Origin of the sequence: Actinoallomurus sp. CA-150999, assembly GCF_050942425.1 — a bacterium.
In the GTDB taxonomy this organism is placed as follows: domain Bacteria; phylum Actinomycetota; class Actinomycetes; order Streptosporangiales; family Streptosporangiaceae; genus Actinoallomurus.
Genome location: NZ_CP192063.1, coordinates 6392755 through 6410591, shown reverse-complemented (window position 1 = coordinate 6410591; position 17837 = coordinate 6392755). Strand labels below are relative to the sequence as shown.

Genomic DNA, 17837 nt, shown 5'->3' with positions numbered 1-17837 from the left:
CTTTCCTCGGGAGCTTCCGTCAGGAGTTGAGGTCGCGGTGGATGACGTGGGCGACGCCCTCGATGGTCTCGTGGCCGTACGCCTCCGTCGGGTTCCCCTGGGTGAGCACGACGATCTGGTAGTCCTTGCCGTGGCCGTCGAACGTGCCGAGGCTGTTGACCCGCCATCCGGCGCCGTCGGACCGATCGACCCAGCCGTTCTTGACGTGGACGTTCACCCCCGCCGGGGCGCCGGCCGGGGTGCCCCAGCGCTGGCCCGGCACGACGGCGGCCATCAGCCGGAGGACGTACGCCCGCGAGGGGGCGCCGAGCGCCGTGGTGCCGCTGAACGTCAGGAGCTTCAGGAGGGCGAGCTGGTCGCCGGCGGTGATCTGCGTCTTGCCCCAGTAGCCCGACGCGTCGATCCGGGTGTCGGCCATCCCGGCGAGGGCCAGGAAGTGCCGGATGCCCGCCTGCCCCACCTCGTTCCACAGCGCGGTCGCGGCCGCGTTGTCCGACCGTGTGATCATGCTTTCGGCCAGCCGCTGCTCCTGGGCGGTCAGCCCGCGGTGGGCCTCTTCGGCCCGGCGCAGCAGCGCGGCCAGGATGGTGACCTTGACGACGCTGGCCGACTGGAAATGCGTCGTGGCGGCGAGCCCGCAGCGGGTGTGCGTCGGCCGGTCGAAGACGCCGACCGCGATGGGCCCGCGGCGGCCGCGGAGCGCCGCGGGGATGTCGGCGGACAGCCGGGCGGCGAGGGCGGGGGAGTGGTCCGACGAGCAGACGGGGGCGGCGGCGCGGGCCGGGAGGGGAGACGCCGCGGCCGCGCACGCGGCGGCGAGCATGGACGTGACGGCGGCGATCGTTCGTTGCGTTCTCATGGCCCCCACCTGTGTGACGGATTGCATTGGGATACTAACAGAAAGTAGTCACCTGGTCTCGGCATTGCTCGAGGGGAATCTTGACCGTTCGTTACAGATAGCACTATCGTGCGGGCCATGGCGCGGACGCGGGAGTTCGACACCGACACGGCGGTGCGGCGGGCGATGGAGCTGTTCTGGCGGCGGGGCTATGAGGCCACGTCGATCCAGGACCTCGTGGCGGCCACCGGACTGGGGCGCGGCTCGCTGTACGCCGCGTTCGGCAGCAAGGACGGGCTGTACGAGGCGGCGCTCCGGCGGTACGTCGAGATGTCGTCCGCGAAGATGACGGACCGGCTCGACCGGGACGTCCCGATCCGAAAGGTCGTCGGCGACCTGTTGCTCGCCCTGGTCGACGAGGCCGCCGAGGACGCCGACCGGCGCGGCTGCCTGGTGACGAACACCGCGATCGAGCGGCTTCCGCACGACGCCCTCTCGGGCCGCATCGTCGTGGACGCCCTCGGGGGAGTCCGCGAGTCGATCGTCACCGCGCTGACGCGGGCGCGCGAGCGCGGTGAGCTCCCGCCGGACACCGACGTCCCCCGGCTGGCCGACTTCTTCCTCACCGCCATCCAGGGGCTGCGCGTCATGGCGAAGGCCGGGCCGGACCGGCGCCGGCTGGCCGGTGTGGTCGAGACGGCGCTCGCCGTGCTGCCGTGACCCGAGGGCCTTCGGGGCCTCTTCGCGCCGCAAATCTGTAACGAGCAGTCAAGAAAAGGAGTGACCGATGACCGTCGCACTGCTGGGCACCGGGATCATGGGCGCGGCGATGGCCCGCAACCTGCTCGCCGCGGACCTCGACCTGCGAGCCTGGAACCGTACGCGTGCGAAGGCCGAGGCCGTCGACGGGCTCAAGGTGGCCGACACCCCCGCTGAGGCGGCCGAGGGCGCCGATGTGATCATCACGATGCTGAACGACGGCGCGGCCGTGCGCCAGGCCATGGAACAGGCCGCGCCGGGTCTGCGGGACGGGCAGATCTGGGCGCAGATGAGCACGGTCGGCCTCGCCTCTCTCGACGGCCTCGTCGAGATCGCCGACCGGCACGGTCTCGTCTTCGTCGACGCCCCGGTGCAGGGCAGCCGCCAACCGGCCGAGCAGGGACGGCTCATCGTCCTCGCCTCCGGCCCGGACGGCGCGCGCGAACCCCTGCGGCCGGTGTTCGACGCGGTCGGCAAGGAGACGCTCTGGCTCGGCCCCGCCGGAGCCGGCAGCCGGCTCAAGCTCGTCACCAACACCTGGGCGCTCACGCTCATCTCCGGGATCGGTGAGGCGCTCGCCCTGGCGAAGGCACTGGACGTCGACCCGCGGGCGTTCCGCGACGTCGTCGGCGCCGGCCCGATGAACAGCGCCATGCTCCAGCAGAAGGCCGCCGCCATCGTCGACGGCGACTTCGCGCCGACCTTCACCGTCACCAACGCCGAGAAGGACACCCGCCTGATCGGCGAGGCCGGTCTTTCCGCCGGGGTCCGCATGGACGTCATCGAGGCCGCCCGCGAACGCTTCCGGCGCGCCGCCCTCGCCGGCCACGGCGAGGAGGACATGGCCGCCGGCTACTTCGCCAGCTTCTCCTGATCGACGGGAGACCGCTCGTCCTGTCATTCCAGGCAGGGACCTCAGTCGAGCGCGGCCAGGGCCTGTTCGGCGGCGTCGCGGAGCCGCACCGGATCGGGATGGGCCCGGCCGAGCACCCGCATCCCCTGCAGGAGCACGAGCAGGAAGCGGGCCAGCGCCCGCGGGTCCTTGTCCGCCGGCAGCTCGCCCCCTGCGCGAGCCCTGGTCAGCGCCGAGATCAGGGCGGTCTCCACGGTGTCCCAGCTCGCCTCCACCCGGCGGGCGGCCTGCGGATCCCGGCCGACGAGCTCGACCGCGGTGTTCACCACCATGCAGCCCCGCCGGTGCGGATCGGTCGCGGACTGCTCGGCGTAGGCGTTGACCAGCGCCCGTACGGCGGGCAGGGCGGGGCCCGGCTGCGACAGCAACTCGACGATGTCGGGGTCGCGGTTCTGCAGGTAGCGCTCCAGCGCCTTCAGGTACAGATCGTGCTTGCCGCCGAAGGTGGCGTAGATGCTCGCCCGCGCGATACCGAGATGCTCGACGAGATCGGCCATCGACGTCGCCTCGTACCCGCGCTCCCAGAACAGCTCCATCGCCTTCTGCAGCACGGCGTCCGGATCGAACTCCTTGGTCCTCGCCACGTAAGGACGCTAGCCATTTCAGACTGATCGGTCAAATATGGTGGCCGGGCATTCAGCCGGACGTTCAGTCGGGCGTTCAGTCGCGGGTTCGCACGAGTGGAAGGAAGATGTCGTCGACGATCTCCGTGATCGTCGCGTCGGGCGCCGGTTGCAGTGTCATGAGCAGCTCGTGCCGAAGGAGATCGGTCGGCAGGCCCGCGATCCGCGGGGTCAGCCGGTCCGGGTCGATCTCGCCGCGCTCGATCCCCCGGCGTAGCACCTCGTCCATGCCGAACGGCTGCCGCCTGCCGCTCAGCAGTTCCTGGCGGAGGTCCTGCGGGCTCTTGCCGGTCTCGGAGAAGTACTCGCCCATCTGCACGCTGAACAGGGCGGCGACCTCGGCCCGGTGCGATGACGCCCGGCGCAGCAGCTCGACCAGGTCGTCGCGGACCGATCCTGTGTCGGGCGTCGACACCGGATCCTTGGCGCCGTGGTGCCGTACGGCGGCGACGGCGAGATCCGACCGGCTCGGCCAGCGGCGGTAGATGACCGGCCGGCTGGTGCCGGCCCGGGCCGCCACGCCTTCGATCGTGAACCGGCCGTACCCGACGTCGGCCAATTCCTCCCAGGCCGCGTCGAGCAGCGCGTCCTCCAGCTCCTGCCCACGGCGGCGCGATGAGACGTGACGGTCCATTAGATACACATCCGTATCTTATTGACGGCGGGTTGGATCTCGATGTAGATACAGGGACGTATCTTATTTCCACCTCTGGGGAACCGCCATGTCCGCCACACCCGCGCCGGCCAGGGAACGCCTGGACCCGGCCTTTGTCCGGCTCGCACTCGTCCTGCTCGTCGGTGTGCTCGCCGTCGTCTTCGACACCACGATCGTCAACGTCGCCCTCGACACGCTCGGCGGCGAGCTGCACGCCGCGGTCTCCACCATCCAGTGGGTGACCACCGGCTACCTCCTCGCGCTCGGGATGGCCGTCCCGGTCACCGGCTGGCTCGTCGACCGGTGGGGCGGCAAGAACGTCTGGCTCGGCGCACTCGCGATCTTTCTCGTGGGCTCGGTCGGCGCGAGCCTCGCCTGGAACGCCCCCGCCCTCATCGCATGCCGGATCGTGCAGGGTGCCGGCGGCGGCCTGATGCTGCCGGTCCTTCAGACGCTGCTGTTCCAGGCGGCGGGCGGCCGGTCGCTCGGCCGCGTCACCGCGCTGATCTCGTTCCCGGCCCTCCTGGGGCCCATCCTCGGGCCCATGGCCGGCGGTCTGATCATCCGTCACCTTGGCTGGCGCTGGATCTTCTGGGTGAACGTCCCCTTCTGCGTCGTCGGCCTGGTCCTGGCCTGGCGGCTGATGCCGGACTTTCCGGCCACCCGGAGGTCACGCCTGGACGGCGTCGGTCTCGCCCTGCTGTCACCCGGCATCGCCGCCGTCGTGTACGGCCTGGCCCAGGTCGGCAGGGACGGCGGCTTCGGACACGCCTCCGTGCTCGTCCCGCTGGCGGCCGGCGCCGCGCTGATCACCGTCTTCGCCGTCCGGGCGTCGGTCGCCGGCGATGACGCCCTCGTGGACGTACGGTTGTTCCGCGTCACCTCATTCAGCGCCGCCGGAGGCCTGCTCTTCCTGTCGGGTTTCGCGCTGTACGGCGCCATGCTGCTCGTCCCGTTGTACTTCCAGCAGGTGCGCGGGCAGGACGCGTTCACCGCGGGCCTGCTGATCGCCGCCCAGGGCGTCGGCGCGCTGGCCAGCAGGGGCCCGGCCGGCGTCCTCACCGACCGGATAGGCCCACGGTGGGTGGCGTTCGCCGGACTCGTCCTTGTCGCGGCGGCCACCGTACCGTTCGCCTTCGTCACCACCGGGACCCGCGAGTGGTGGCTGGTCACGGCACTCGTCGTTCGCGGGGTGGGGCTGAGCGCGGTGACGGGCCCCGTCATGGCCGGCGCCTACCTGGGACTCGACCGCGCGGCGGTACCCCACGCGAGCATCATCACCCGTACGGCCCAGCAGGTCGGCGGATCCTTCGGCACGGCCGTCCTGGCGGTGGTCCTGCAACGCTCCATCGCGACTCACGCCGACGGCGGCCCGGCGGGCCGGGCGAGGGCGTTCGACGTCGCGTTCTGGTGGTCGATCGGATTCACCGCCGTGGCGGTCGTACTCGCTCTTTGGCTTCCCGCCCGCTCTAAGGACGCCTGAGTCCTGCCGGATATCGCCGCGCCGATCGGATGATCTTGGGACACTGGGCCACGTCCCACCGAGGCAATGGAGGAGCCCCATGACCGCCCGAAAGAACCTGTTCGACGACATCGACTCCATGGACGCCGACCGGTACGCCGCGCACGTCGCCGAGGACGTCGTCATGCGCTTCGGCAACGCGGAGCCCGTCCACGGCCGCCAGGCCGTCCGCGACACCTGGGCCTCGTTCTGCACCGGCATCGCGGGCGTGTCGCATGACCTCATCGACCAGTGGGAGGAGGGCCCCGCCACGATCGCCGAGTCGAACGTGACCTACACCCGCAAGGACGGCAGCACGGTCACGGTCCCGGTCGTGACGATTTATCGTTCGAGCCGCGACGACGGCCTGATCGAGGACTACCGCATCTTCATCGACCTGGCGCCCCTCTTCGCCGAAGGATGATCCGGGCGCCCTGCGAGTATCGAGCAGGCCGATCGGGATTTCCCTCGGCGGGCGTGGCCGCCCCTGCTTCGCTGACCGCGTAGGAGTTGCCTTCGCTCGGGCAGGGAGTAGCCTGGGCCGTAGATTGACCGACCGGTCGGTCACTCACTGGAGGGACTCGCGATGCCTTTCGTCCAGACCAGAGCGGGGCAGGTGTTCTATGCCGAGCAGGGAAGTGGCCGGCCGGTCGTGCTGCTGCACGCCGCCCTGCACGACCACACCGACTTCGACGCCGTGGCCGGACCGCTGGCGAACGCCGGCTACCGCGTACTGGCCGTCGACTGGCCGGGCCACGGCCGTTCCGAGATGCCGGCCGGGCCTCGGTCGGTGACCGCGCCGCTGCTGGCCGGCGTCCTCGCCGATCTCGCCGCCGAGCTGGATCTCGCGCCGGCCGTGTTCATCGGCAATTCGGTCGGCGGGTACGCCGCGGCTAGGCTCGCGCTGGAACACCCGGACCGGGTCGCCGGGCTCATCCTGGTCAATGCCGGCGGGTTCGTTAAGGTCCCCCGCCTCGCGGCCCGCACCCTGGGCGTCCCGGCCGTCAACCGGGCGGTGTTCCCCCGGCTCGTTCCCCGGTATATGAAACCGGACAGCGACCGGCTCCGCGCCCTCACCCGCCGGGTCCAGGACCGGGCGCGCAGCAAGACAGGCGCCGCTGTCTCCGCCGCGCTGTGGCGGAGCTTCGCCGATCCGGCTTACGACCTGCGGGCCGCCGGGCCCCGGCTCGGCGTGCCCGTGCTGCTGGCATGGGGGACGCGGGACATCATTCTCCCCCTGTCCACCGCACGCCAGACGCAGGCGGCGATACCCGGCGCGGACCTGCGGACGCTGAACACCGGGCACGTGGCCTTCGCCTCCGATCCGGATGGGTTCCTGGGAGTGGCACTTCCCTTCCTCGAATCGGTGGCGACCGCCGGGAGCGCGCAGTGAGTACCGGCGTCCGGCAGCAGCGCGCGGCGGCTACCCGCAAGCAGCTCATCGCCGCGGGCCTGTCCCTGGCGGAGCGGACGGGCCTGGCCGGCATGAGCGTCAACCTCATCGTCGCCGAGGCAGGCGTGGCCAAGGGCACCTTCTTCCACCATTTCCGCGACCGGTCGGAATTCCTGCTGGCCCTGCACACCGAGTTCCACGACCGCGTGTTCGCGGAGATCGAGGAGACGATCGCGGGGATGGCGCCGGGCCGGGGCAGGCTGCTCGCGGCCGCGAACGCCTACCTGGATGAATGCCTGAGCCATCGCGGCGTCCGGGCACTGCTGCTGGAGGCCCGTGTCGACCCCGCGATCATCGAGGCGATCGCGTCGCGGAACACGCTGGTCATCCAGCTGACCAGCCCCGACTTCGCCGCCATGGGCTGGGCGCACCCGGGGCCGAGCGCGGCCATGTGGAACAGCGCCGTCGTGGAGGCCGCCATCCTTGAGCTGAACGGGGGCGGCCACCAGCCGGAAATCCGGGCGGCGCTGGCACAGTTCCTCCGCGAATAGCGCATCCCCCGGGAATGACGCGGCAACCGCGGCGCCCAAGCGTGGCGGCGGGTACGCGGAGACCGACGCCGTCGTACGGTCTGCGTCCGGTCACCGGAATTCGGCCCGGACCCCGAGCAGTCGTACGGGCCGGCGTTCGGGGAACTGTTCGAGGGCGGCGAGAGCGGCCTGCTCGATCGCCGCCGCCTCGCGGGTCGGCGTCGCCGGCGTGTGGCCGTGGGTGCGGGTCGTGAACGGGACGTACCGTACCTTCACGACGACGCGGCTGACGGGCCGTCGTTCGGCGGCCAGGTCGTCGGCGAGCCGTCGGGCCAGGGAGGCGACTTCGCGGCGTACGGCGTCCCAGTCGTCCAGATCGTGCTGGTAGGTGGTCTCCCGGCCGCGCGAGCGCGGGACATGCGGCGCGCCGGTGACCGACGAGCTGTCCTGACCCGAGGCCAGCCGGACCAGCCACGGCCCGATCGCGGGGCCGAAGTGCGCGGCCAGCATCCGTGGATCGGCGGCGGCGAGTCGTGTGACCGTGTCGATGCCCATCGCGGCGAGCCGCTTGGCGGTCTTGGGACCGATGCCCCACAGGGCATCGGTCGGCTGATCACCGAGCACCGCGAACCACGTCGCGTCGGTCAGCCGGAAGACGCCCGCCGGCTTGCCGAGCCCGGTCGCCAGCTTGGCCTGCAGCCTGTTCTGCCCGATGCCGACGGTGCAGGCCAGGGCGGTCGCCGCGTGGACGCGCGCCCGGATCCGCCGTGCCACCTCCTCTGGGCCGTCGCCGTCGACGGCGAGGAACGCCTCGTCCCAGCCGAGTTCCTCCACGGTGCCGAACTCCCGCAGCGTCGCCATCACCCGTGCCGACGCCGCCTCGTAGACCTCCCTGTCGACCGGCAGGAACACCGCGTTCGGGCATCGACGTGCGGCGGTGCGCAGCGGCAGGCCCGAGTGCACACCGAACGCGCGCGCCTCGTACGAGGCCGTGCTGACCACGCCGCGCTTGGCCGGATCACCGTCGCCGCCCACCACGACCGGTCGCCCGCGCAGTTCCGGTCGGCGGAGAATCTCGACCGCTGCCAGGAACTGGTCGAGGTCGACGTGGAGCACCCAGTGAGCCACACTCCATGATTACCCCCTCCAGGGCGAGGACCAGGGCGTTGCCCGTCTCCGCCCCAGAGGTTCGGCGGATACGCGCTTACGCGGACACCGTGTAGGTGTGACCGGCGACGGTGTCGAAGGAGAAGGTCGAGCCGTCGGAGGGGACCGTGACCTTGCGGTGATCGGAGACGTCGACGACGGTGGGGCGGTGTCCCGTCCACGGGTTGGCGACGGTGGCCTTGCCTCCGTGCTCACTGGTCAGCTCGATGCGGGACACCTCCTGCCCGGCCTTGCGCTCCGCCGAGATCAGGAACGCGCCCTTGGCGCGCAGCCGGACGAATCTGCCGTCACGTCCGGCGGGCCACTCGGGGAAGACGCGGATGACGTTCCCGTAGGTCTGCAGGAACATCGAGTCGATGGTCTCGATCGAGCCCGAGGTCTCCTGGCCGCCGCCGCTCTGCCTGACGGTCAGGTTGGGCCGCCACAGCTGCTTGATCACCGTCGTGAACTTCCCGATCAGGTCCTCCGGGTCCCAGCCCGCCCGCGCCGCGATGGTGAACGTCTTGGGGAAGCCGTTGATGGACGAGCCGCGGGATCCGGGCAGGAACGGATCGACCCACTGCAGCGTGGCGCGGACCCTTCGCAGTAGCTCCGGATCGCCGCCGATGGCGAGGTTGTCGCCGGGGTAGACGACACCCTCCAGGTTGATCGGCTGGTCGTTCTTGTTGAGCACGGCGTTGCCCTTGATCGGGTTGCTGATCTTGGAGGCGAGCAGGATGACGTCGAGGCCGTCCATGGTCGCGGTCGGGTAGGGGGCCAGGTCGTCGAGGTAGTTCTTCCACACCGGGCGCAGCTCGGCGTCGACGCCGAGCTCCTTGCTGTAGTCGATCAGCGCGGTCAGCGTTCTGCGCATGTAGCCGAGGTCGTACGTGGAGTCGACGTCGTCGCCGCCCTCGTTCACGGCGCTGTGCAGGATGTGGTACTTGCCGTCGTCGCCCTTCTCGACGAAGTCCATCCAGAAGGCGCCGAGTTCCTTCAGCAGCGGATAGGCCGAGGTGCGCAGGAATTCCTTGTCGCCGGTGTACTCCCAGTTCCACATGAAGGGGATCGCGGCGAAGGTGCCGTTCGTCTTCTGGTCGCTGAGCTTGCCCGGCTGCTTGGCCGCGGCCACGGGGACCTCCGCGGGCGCGGGGCGGGTGGCGTTGAAGGGAGTGAAGGTGCGGCCGAAGGTGAGCCCCTGGTAACCGGCCGCGTGGGTCTGGTTGCGCGCGTACGGCAGTTCGGCCGAGACGGCCTTGTAGTACGGCGCGGCCAGCTCTGGGCGGTTGGCCGAGTAGACCCCGTAGTACTGCGCTTCGGTGTTGTAGTTCAGCCAGTACCGGTTGGCCGCACCGGTCTGGTCGATGGTCCGCCAGGGCGAGTAGGTGCCCGACATGAAGAAGCCTTCGCGGCTGGCAGCGCCCATGGCGTACAGGGCGCCGTAGTAGTACTTGTTCAGCGTCGCGTCGCCGGTGTCCACGTACGACTTCAGCCAGAAGCGCTTCCACCAGTCGCGGTGCCGGGAGCGCGCGTCGTCCAGGTCGCGGGCGCGGAGCCCGGTGACCTGTGTGACGGACTCTCGCACGAAGTCGGCGAGCGGTGTCGGGTCGGCGTAGGCGCCGTTGCCGTGGACGGAGGTGACCAGCCGTACGGGCTTGCCCGGCGGCAGCGTGAAGGTGAGGCGCGCGAGGTTGCTCGACGGGGTGCTGGCCGTGGCCTTCGCCCCGACGATTCTGGCCGAGGCGGCGGCCTTCGACACCCAGCCGGTGTCGCCGTCGGCGCCGGTCGCGCGGGTGATCCACACCTGGCCGTCGCCCGCGACACCCGTCGTCCCGGCGGGGACGGCCAAGTCGACCTGGAGCGGCAGCGGCCGTGCGCTCTCGTCCGTGGACAGCTCGGTGACCAGCAGGTCCGTGCCGTCGGCCGCCCAGGTGCGAGTGCGCAGCACCTGGCCGCCGACGGTCTGGGCGCCCTGCACCTCGGCGTTCAGGATGTCCTGTCGCTCACGGTAGTTCGGGTCGGTACCGGGGACCGGCCGGCCTGCGCCGATGGTGATCGTGCCGAAGGGGAGCTGGCCGTTGCTCGCATGCCAGAAGTCGGACTTGGACAGGTAATAGGTCTGCTGCTGGTCGCGGGCGTCGGCGGCGACGTGCAGGTCGCCGTTGCCGAGCAGCAGACCGGCGGTGTAGCCGGTGGTCTGGACGGTGCTGAGCGCCGGGGGAGCGGTGTAGGCGTCGGTGATGGCCGACAGGAGCCGGCGTACCTCGTGCCAGTCGCCGTGCGCGGGCACCGGCTGTGCGGGGGTCAGCGTGGAGGACAGCAGGGCGAGGGCGAGCACGGATTTCATGGGGGTGGTGCTCCGTTTCAGAGGGTTTGGATGCCGGCCGTACGGCGGGCGCGCTCGGCGGCGAAGACCACTCGGTGGCTCTCGACGCTCTCCTGGATCCCGGACAGGACGAGTTCGGGGCGTCCTTCGTGCAGGGCTCGTACGAAGGACCTCATGAGGCCGGCATCGCCGCCCGCGTGGCCTTCCGCGGCGCTGGAGCCGTCGAGGGAGGTGTCGATCGTCAGGGTCTGTTCCGGCAGGAAGTCGTAGATATGGAGGAATCGGCCGTCGCCGGTGATCTGGCCCTTGGTGCCGAAGATCTTGGTGTGGCGGTTCTCGAGCGGGGTGAAGGCGGTCATCGTGAACGACGCCGTGACCCCGTCCTCGTACTCCAGGCTCACCACCTGGTGGTCCACGACGTCGTTGTCGCCGGCGTACACGCATCGCCCGTACGGGCCTTCCGCCAGCGCCGTCGTGACCGCCTCCTCGGTGAGCACGCCGCCGGTCATGACGCGGGTGAAGTACTGCTTGGTGCCCCCGTCACGCAGGCCGGTGCGATACAGCCGTACGGCCGAGTAGGGGCAGGTGCGTTCGATCCCGCAGTCCAGGCACCGGTCTCCCGCGCCTTCCGGCCGCTGGTCGGCGCGGAAGTGCCGCAGCCCGCCGAACGACGAGACCCGCTCGACGCGCCGTCCCACGATGTGGCCGAGCCAGTCGATGTCGTGGCACGACTTGGCGAGCAGCGCGAACGTGGACTCATCGGCGCGCCGCCAGTTGCCGCGCACGAATGAGTGCGCGAAGTGGTACCAGCCGATCGGCTCGAGGTGCTCGATGGTGACGATGTCGCCGATGCGCGGCAGTTCCGCGCGCAGCCGCCGGGTGTAGGGGGTGTACCGCATGACGTGGCAGACCGCGATCATCGCGCCGGTCCGTGCCGCCACGTCGCCGATCGCCGCCGTCTCCGCCTCCGTGGGCGCGATGGGCTTCTCCAGCAGGATGTCGTAACCCTGCTCCGCCATGACCCTGGCGGGCGCGAGATGCTCCGCGTCGAGCGTCGCGATGATCACGGCGTCGGCGATCCGCCCGCGCGCCGCCATCCGTTCCCAATCGGGGAAGACGTTCTCGGGCGGCAGTCCGTGCCGCGCGGCGAACCGGGACCTCGGCTCGTCGCGGGGCTCGGCGACCGCGACCACGCGCACCTGCTCCGGCCAGGAGGCGGCCAGTTCGGCGTAGGCGGCGCCACGCGCGCCCGCGCCGACCACCGCCAGCGTGATCGGCCGGTCGAGGGCCTTCCCGATGTGGTCCGTCAAGTTGATCATCCTTTGACCGCTCCTCCGGTGAGTCCCTTGACGAAGTGCTTCTGCAGGGCGAGGTAGAAGATCAGGACGGGCAGCGCCGAGAGCACCATCAGGCCGAACATGCCGCCGTAGTCGCGCTGGTACTGGCCGAGCGAGCGGTAGACGCCCACGGTCACCGTGGTGCCGCCGGCCGGGCCGAGGATGATCAGCGGGTTGAGGAAGTCGTTCCATATCCAGACACCCAGGAAGATCAGCACGCTGGCCGTCGCCGGGCGCAGCAGCGGGAAGACCACCCGCCAGAAGGTGCCGAAGGGACCGGAGCCGTCGATCGCGGCCGCCTCCTCCAGCTCCACGGGGATGGAGCGGATGAACCCGGAGAAGACGAACACCCCGAACGGCACGTAGTAGCCGACGTCGAACAGCACCAGCCCGCCGATCGTGCCCATCAGGTGCGCGAGGTTGAGCACCTTGGTGACCGGCACGAGGATCACCTGCGGCGGGATCATCAGCCCGGCCAGCAGCACCAGCAGGGTGATCCGCGCGAAGCGGGAGTGCGTGCGGCAGATGTAGTGGCCGAGCATCGCGGAGACGACCGTGAGGAGCACGATGGACAGCAGCGTCACGGTCACGCTGTTGATCAGGCCGTTCCAGAACAGGTGGTCGGGCCGGGTGAGCGCCTGCGTGAGGTTGCCGAGCGTGGGTGGGATCGGCAGCGACGCCGGCGAGGCGGTGATGTCGGGGCCGCGCTTGAACACGTTCGTCACGACCAGGTAGAGCGGCAGGAAGAACGCCGCCGCGACGGCGACGGCCAGCAGCCTCCTCACAGGTTCACCTCCCTTCGGCCCAGTACGCGCAGCACCGCGCCCGAGGCGACCGCGATGATCACGAGCATGAGGATCGCCATCGCCGACGACTCGCCGGTGCGGTCGGCGGTGAAGCCGACCTGGATGACGTCGAACGCGACCGTCGCCGTGGTCCCGCGGCCCGGGCCGCCCGCCGTGAGCACCTGGATGTGGTCGTAGGCCTTGAACCCGGTGATCAGCAGCATCACCGTGTTCAGCGTCAGCGCCGGTGCCAGCAGCGGCCAGGTGACCCTGCGGAACCGCGTCCACGCGCTCGCGCCGTCGATCGCGGCGGCCTCGAGCAGCGACTGCGGGACGCCCTGCAGCGCGGCCAGGTAGACGACCGCGCAGAAGCCGAGCATCTGCCAGCTGATGATCGTCCCGATCGAGAACAACGCCAGATCGGGGTCGGACAACCAGCCCACCTTGAGGCCGAAGAGCCGGTTGATCAGGCCGTCATCCTGCAGCATGGCCATCCACACCACGCTGACCACCACCGAGCTGAGCACGACGGGCAGGAAGAACACGCCGCGCAGCATGGTGTAGAGCCGGCCGCGGCGATCGAGCAGCACGGCGACGCCCAGCCCCGCGACGTTGGGCACGATGACGATGATCAGGGTGAGGATCGTGGTCACCTTGAGCGAGGTGAGGAACGCCGTGTCGGTGAGCAGGCTCGCGTAGTTGGCGAGGCCCACGAAGTGCGGCCGCGTGGTGAAGAGTCCCGCGTTGGTGAGGCTGTAGCCGAAGCTGAGCAGGATCGGCGCCAGGACGAGGCAGGCGTAGACCAGCACACCGGGCGCGACGAAACTCAGCAGGTAGCCGAGACGGGCGCGTGGCGGTCTCATCGGCCACCGGCCTTGACCCACTCCTGGTCCAGCGCCTTGGCCGCGGCCGCGCCGCCGGTCCGGCCCGCGATGATCTCCTGGGCGATGGCGAAGACCTTGTCGCCGACGCCGGGCAGCAGGGAGTCGTCGCCCGTCTCCACGGTGAAGGCATTGACGATCTTGGCGGACTTGAAGACGCCGAGGGTGGCGTTGTAGAGCGGCCCCATCGGCGGCGGCCGGTAACCCTTGATCGCGATGATCGCGGCGTCGCTCTTGACGAGGACGTCATTGTTGTCCCGGTTCTGATTGAACTCCAGCGCGAACGTCCTGGCGGCCGCCAGGTTCTTGGAGTGCGCGTTCACGATCGGGCCGCCGCCCGTGTACGAGGGCACCACGACCGTGCCGTCGTCGGTCGGCCAGGCGAACACCCCGACATCGAAAGAGGGCTTGGTCGCGGCGAACCACGAGCCCATCGGATACATCGCGCCCTTGCCGTTCAGGAACGCCTTCTCCGTCGAGGGGTAGTCACGGCTGAGCCCGGCCCTGTCGATGTAGCCCGCTTTGGCCAGGTCGGCGAACTTCTGCGTCGCCTTGACGAAGAGGGGATCGGAGAACTTCGCGGTGCCCGCACGGCGCTTGACGAGGAAATCCGGTTCCTTGCTGTAGACATCGGCGCCGACCAGCGCGATCCAGATGTAGCCGGCGGCGAACGCGTCCTTGCCGCCGCCGCCGACCACGAACGGGTTGATCCCCTTGGCCTTGAGCCTGGCGCAGTCGGCGAGAAGCTCGGCGTAGGTCCTGGGCGGCGCGCCGATCCCCGCGTCGGCGAACAGTTTCTTGTTGTAGTAGACCAGCGGCGTCGGCTGCGAGTTGTAGGGCAGCTGGTAGATCTTGCCGCCCAGTGGGTTGGAGCGCGGGTAGTCGTAGTTCTTCAGCTCCTCATCGCTCCACGCGTACAGGTTGCCGTGCTCGGCGAAGCCGCTGGGGGAGACGGCCTGGAGCACGTCGGGGAACTGCCCGGACGCCAGCAGCTGCTTGGCGTAGGCGTCGCGGTCCCCGGCGCTCGGCGCGACGAGCTTCTTCACCACGATGTCCGGGTGCTTGGCCGTGACGCGCTTGATGGCCGCGTCCCAGTACTGCGGGGTGAGGTTGGGGGTCTCGAACACCAGGAACGAGATCTCCTTCTTCCCGCCGGTCGCCTGCTTCGTGTCGCTGCCCGCCGGGGCGCAGGCGGCGAGCGCCAGGGCTGCGGCGGCCAGGGCGATGACCTTCTTCACGTCGGTCCTTCCTGCCGGGGGTCTGAGCAATATTTTTAGTAGTACCTCAAATAATTAGCAATGCCCTAGCATCAGATCGTGACGTTGACCGGACAAGACCCCGCGCTGCTCCGCAGGCTCAACGCGGCCGCCGTGCTGCGCGCGTTGCACGGGGCCGACGAGCTGACGCTGACGCAGCTGGTGAAGACCACCTCGATCTCACGGGCGACCGTCGAAGACGTGATCGCCGGACTCGATGGCCTGGTGGAAGAGGTCGGTCTCCGCGCGGAGGACCCACGCCCCGTCGGCCGTCCGGCCAAGCGCTACCGCTTCCGCGCCGAGGCCGGCCACGTCATCGGCGTCGATCTCGGCGCGCACAAGGTGCTCGCGGTCACCGCCGACCTCAAGGGCCGCATCGTCGACCGCAGGCGCACCACCGTCAGCCCGGAGACGAGCAACGCGGACCGGATCACCGCCGCCAGGGCCGTCGTACGCAGGACGCTCCGCGCGTCCGGCGTCGAAACCGCGCAGGTGCGCGCGCTGGGCGTGGCCACGACCGGCGTGGTCGATCCGTCGGACGGCCGGATATTGATCAGTGACCGGCTCCCCGGCTGGGCGGGCGTCGACCTCGCCGCAGCGCTCGAGGGCCTCGCCGACGGTCCCGTCCTCGTCGGCAACGACACCAACCTGGCCGCGCTCGCCGAGCGCTGGATGGGCGCCGCGGTCGGAGTCGACGACGTGCTGTGCCTGCTCGCCGGGCGCAGCCTCGCCGCCGGGCTGCTCATCGGCGGCAAGGTGCACCAGGGACGCAACGGCGCGGCCGGCGAGATCGGCGTCATGCGCGCCTTCGGCTGGTACACCGCCCTCGACCGTTTCCTCGCCTACGGCGGCAGCGACCGCGTCTTCGAGGCGGTACGCGACGGCGACGCCGAGGCCGCGGCCATCGTCCGCGCCTTCGCGCAGGACCTGGCCAAAGGCGTCGGCGCCGCCGTGCTCACCATGGACCCCGAGCTGGTCGTCCTCGGCGGTGGCCTGTCGGGCGCGGGAGAGCTCCTCGCCGGGCCGCTGCGCGAGGAACTCGCCGAGCTCTGTCTCTTCCCCGTACGCGTGGAAACGTCCACGCTGGGCGCCGAGTCCCCGGCTCTCGGCGCGGTACGGCTGGCCCTCGACCATGTGGAGCACGCCCTGTTCGGCGTGTGATCGTGCGGGCTGCCGGTGGCCGGTGCCGCCCGGTGTGGCGTATACATACCGTCTGGTCGGTATGCCCGGCCACTCGATCGCCCGACCGAGGGAGGCCCAGATGAGCGAAGCGGACGATCAGGGGACGCCTACCGGGCCGGAGGACTGGACGCCCGAGGTCGAAGAGATCCGCCATCGCCGGTCGCTGGCGCGGCGCATGGGCGGGCCGGCGAAGGTGCGGCGCCAGCACGAAACGGGCCGGCTCACCGTACGGGAACGCATCGACCGGCTCGTCGATCCGGGCAGCTTCGCGGAGATCGGGGCGCTGACCGGCTTCGCCGACCACGCCGACGACGGTCGGCTCACCTCCGTCCTGCCGGCGAACTTCGTCGCCGGTACCGCGCGCGTCGACGGGCGTCCCGTGATGCTCGGCGCGGACGACTTCACCGTGCGCGGCGGCTCCGGCGACGCGGCGATCCACGCCAAGCAGATCTACGCCGAGGAGTACGCCGGGCGGATGCGCCTGCCGGTCGTCCGGCTGCTGGACGGCGCGAGCGGCGGCGGCAGCGTCAAGATGGCCCAGGAGGCGGGCTACAGCTACCTCCCGGTCAATCCGGCGTGGGACGACGTGGTCGGCAACCTGTCGCTCGTTCCGGTCGTGGCGGCGTGCCTGGGCCCGACGGTCGGGCTCGGCGCCGCACGCCTGGTCATGTCCCACCTGGCCGTCATGGTCGAGGGCATCGGACAGCTGTTCACCGCGGGGCCGCCCGTCGTCCGTGGCGGGACCGGCGAGGACCTCACGAAGGAGGAGCTCGGCGGGGCGGCCGTCCACCGCCGCAACGGCACGATCGAGCGTTTCGTCGCCACGGAGGACGACGCCTTCGCCGTCATCCGTGGCTTCCTGGGGTACCTGCCGGGCAGCGTGCACGAGCCGCCGCCGGTGGTCCCCTCCGGCGATCCGGCCGATCGCCGCGAGGAGTCGCTGCTGAGCGCGGTGCCGCGTGACGCCCGGCGGCCGTACCGGATCGGACCGATCATGGAAGCGATCTTCGACCAGGGATCGGTGTTCCGCTACGCGGAGTACGGCGGCGCGACCGTCACCGCGCTCGCCCGGCTCGACGGCCATCCCGTCGGAGTCCTCGCCACCGACCCGTACCGGGGCGCCACCATGTCGGTCGAGGGCGCTCAGGCGATCACGCGCCTCGTCGACCTGTGCGAGACGTTCCACCTCCCGATCGTCAGCCTCACCGACCAGGGCGGCATGACGATCGGACGGGTCGCCGAGGAACGCGGCACGATCCGGGCCGGCGCCCGCGCCATCACGGCCGTCTACCAGGCACGAGTGCCGCAGGCGGAGCTGATCCTGCGCCGGGTGTACGGCGTCGGCGGCGCGGGGATCGTCAACCGGCACCGGGCGGGCCGGAGCTGGGCCTGGCCGTCGGGCGACTGGGGCTCGCTGCCACTCCAGGGCGGGATCGAGGCGGCGTTCCGCGCGCAACTCGAACAGGCCGAGGACCCCGAGGCGGAGATCGAACGGATCCGGCGGACGCTCGCCGCGATCGCCTCGCCGTTCCGCACCGCCGAGCGGTTCGGGGTCCAGGACCTGATCGACCCGCGCGACAGCAGGCCGCTGCTGTGCGCCTGGGTGCGCGACGCGTACCGGATCCTGCCCGAACTCACCGGCCCCCCTTCCTTCGGGACCCGTCCCTAGGGGCGAGCGCACCTACATCGCCGAGCCGCCGACGCGCGGTCTG

Annotated in this window: 17 protein-coding genes; 8 read left to right on the top strand and 9 right to left on the bottom strand. The window is 70.7% G+C overall.

What is annotated here, in order from left to right:
- Window positions 1-19: 19 nt before the first annotated feature.
- On the bottom strand, window positions 20-859 hold the full coding sequence (locus ACQP2O_RS29700; RefSeq protein WP_433170714.1) for a serine hydrolase: 840 nt from the start codon (window positions 857-859) through the stop codon (window positions 20-22).
- Between the two features lie 117 nt (window positions 860-976).
- Between ACQP2O_RS29700 and ACQP2O_RS29695 the strand changes: the two genes are divergently transcribed.
- Both ACQP2O_RS29695 and ACQP2O_RS29690 read left to right on the top strand, forming a co-directional pair.
- Entirely contained in the window at window positions 977-1558 is a 582-nt protein-coding gene (locus ACQP2O_RS29695) for a TetR/AcrR family transcriptional regulator (protein WP_433170712.1), read from the top strand.
- A 67-nt stretch (window positions 1559-1625) separates the two neighbouring features.
- A complete protein-coding gene (locus ACQP2O_RS29690; protein ID WP_433170710.1) occupies window positions 1626-2471 on the top strand; it encodes an NAD(P)-dependent oxidoreductase in 846 nt (281 codons plus the stop codon).
- Between the two features lie 41 nt (window positions 2472-2512).
- On the opposite strand, the gene ACQP2O_RS29685 is transcribed toward ACQP2O_RS29690, so the two are convergent.
- Both ACQP2O_RS29685 and ACQP2O_RS29680 read right to left on the bottom strand, forming a co-directional pair.
- The gene (locus ACQP2O_RS29685) at window positions 2513-3094 is read right to left on the bottom strand and encodes a TetR/AcrR family transcriptional regulator (RefSeq protein WP_433170708.1); all 582 of its coding nucleotides are present in this window, start codon (window positions 3092-3094) and stop codon (window positions 2513-2515) included.
- A gap of 76 nt (window positions 3095-3170) precedes the next feature.
- Entirely contained in the window at window positions 3171-3767 is a 597-nt protein-coding gene (locus tag ACQP2O_RS29680) for a TetR/AcrR family transcriptional regulator (protein WP_433191199.1), read from the bottom strand.
- Window positions 3768-3855: 88 nt separating this feature from the next.
- Between ACQP2O_RS29680 and ACQP2O_RS29675 the strand changes: the two genes are divergently transcribed.
- The 4 genes from ACQP2O_RS29675 to ACQP2O_RS29660 all read left to right on the top strand — a co-directional run bounded on the left by ACQP2O_RS29675 (window position 3856) and on the right by ACQP2O_RS29660 (window position 7233).
- Window positions 3856-5271: an MDR family MFS transporter gene (locus tag ACQP2O_RS29675; protein WP_433170706.1), complete on the top strand. Its 1416-nt coding sequence runs from the start codon at window positions 3856-3858 to the stop codon at window positions 5269-5271.
- Window positions 5272-5350: 79 nt separating this feature from the next.
- A complete protein-coding gene (locus ACQP2O_RS29670; protein ID WP_433170704.1) occupies window positions 5351-5713 on the top strand; it encodes a nuclear transport factor 2 family protein in 363 nt (120 codons plus the stop codon).
- A gap of 162 nt (window positions 5714-5875) precedes the next feature.
- A complete protein-coding gene (locus ACQP2O_RS29665; RefSeq protein WP_433170702.1) occupies window positions 5876-6682 on the top strand; it encodes an alpha/beta fold hydrolase in 807 nt (268 codons plus the stop codon).
- Entirely contained in the window at window positions 6679-7233 is a 555-nt protein-coding gene (locus ACQP2O_RS29660) for a TetR/AcrR family transcriptional regulator (RefSeq protein ID WP_433170700.1), read from the top strand. The genes ACQP2O_RS29665 and ACQP2O_RS29660 overlap by 4 nt, the downstream gene beginning before the upstream one ends.
- 90 nt (window positions 7234-7323) lie before the next feature.
- Here ACQP2O_RS29660 and ACQP2O_RS29655 read toward each other — a convergent pair whose 3' ends face one another.
- From ACQP2O_RS29655 to ACQP2O_RS29630, 6 genes are all read right to left on the bottom strand, one after another.
- Entirely contained in the window at window positions 7324-8340 is a 1017-nt protein-coding gene (locus tag ACQP2O_RS29655) for a DNA polymerase IV (RefSeq protein ID WP_433170698.1), read from the bottom strand.
- Between the two features lie 76 nt (window positions 8341-8416).
- Window positions 8417-10705: a glycosyl hydrolase family 95 catalytic domain-containing protein gene (locus tag ACQP2O_RS29650; protein ID WP_433170696.1), complete on the bottom strand. Its 2289-nt coding sequence runs from the start codon at window positions 10703-10705 to the stop codon at window positions 8417-8419.
- 17 nt (window positions 10706-10722) lie between these two features.
- Window positions 10723-12003, bottom strand: a complete 1281-nt coding sequence (locus ACQP2O_RS29645; protein WP_433170694.1) for a Gfo/Idh/MocA family protein — start codon at window positions 12001-12003, stop codon at window positions 10723-10725.
- Window positions 12000-12806 carry a carbohydrate ABC transporter permease gene (locus tag ACQP2O_RS29640; RefSeq protein ID WP_433170692.1) on the bottom strand — a complete coding sequence of 269 codons (807 nt, stop codon included), beginning with the start codon at window positions 12804-12806 and terminating at the stop codon, window positions 12000-12002. The genes ACQP2O_RS29645 and ACQP2O_RS29640 overlap by 4 nt, the downstream gene beginning before the upstream one ends.
- Window positions 12803-13669, bottom strand: coding sequence for a carbohydrate ABC transporter permease (locus tag ACQP2O_RS29635; RefSeq protein WP_433170690.1), 867 nt, complete (start codon window positions 13667-13669; stop codon window positions 12803-12805). The genes ACQP2O_RS29640 and ACQP2O_RS29635 overlap by 4 nt, the downstream gene beginning before the upstream one ends.
- Window positions 13666-14925 carry an ABC transporter substrate-binding protein gene (locus tag ACQP2O_RS29630; protein WP_433170688.1) on the bottom strand — a complete coding sequence of 420 codons (1260 nt, stop codon included), beginning with the start codon at window positions 14923-14925 and terminating at the stop codon, window positions 13666-13668. Before ACQP2O_RS29630 ends, ACQP2O_RS29635 begins: the two co-directional genes overlap by 4 nt.
- Before the next feature lie 78 nt (window positions 14926-15003).
- Between ACQP2O_RS29630 and ACQP2O_RS29625 the strand changes: the two genes are divergently transcribed.
- Together ACQP2O_RS29625 and ACQP2O_RS29620 are read left to right on the top strand one after the other, a co-directional pair.
- Window positions 15004-16104: an ROK family protein gene (locus ACQP2O_RS29625; protein ID WP_433170686.1), complete on the top strand. Its 1101-nt coding sequence runs from the start codon at window positions 15004-15006 to the stop codon at window positions 16102-16104.
- Between the two features lie 100 nt (window positions 16105-16204).
- The gene (locus tag ACQP2O_RS29620) at window positions 16205-17794 is read left to right on the top strand and encodes an acyl-CoA carboxylase subunit beta (RefSeq protein ID WP_433170684.1); all 1590 of its coding nucleotides are present in this window, start codon (window positions 16205-16207) and stop codon (window positions 17792-17794) included.
- The last annotated feature ends 43 nt before the right edge of the window (window positions 17795-17837 follow it).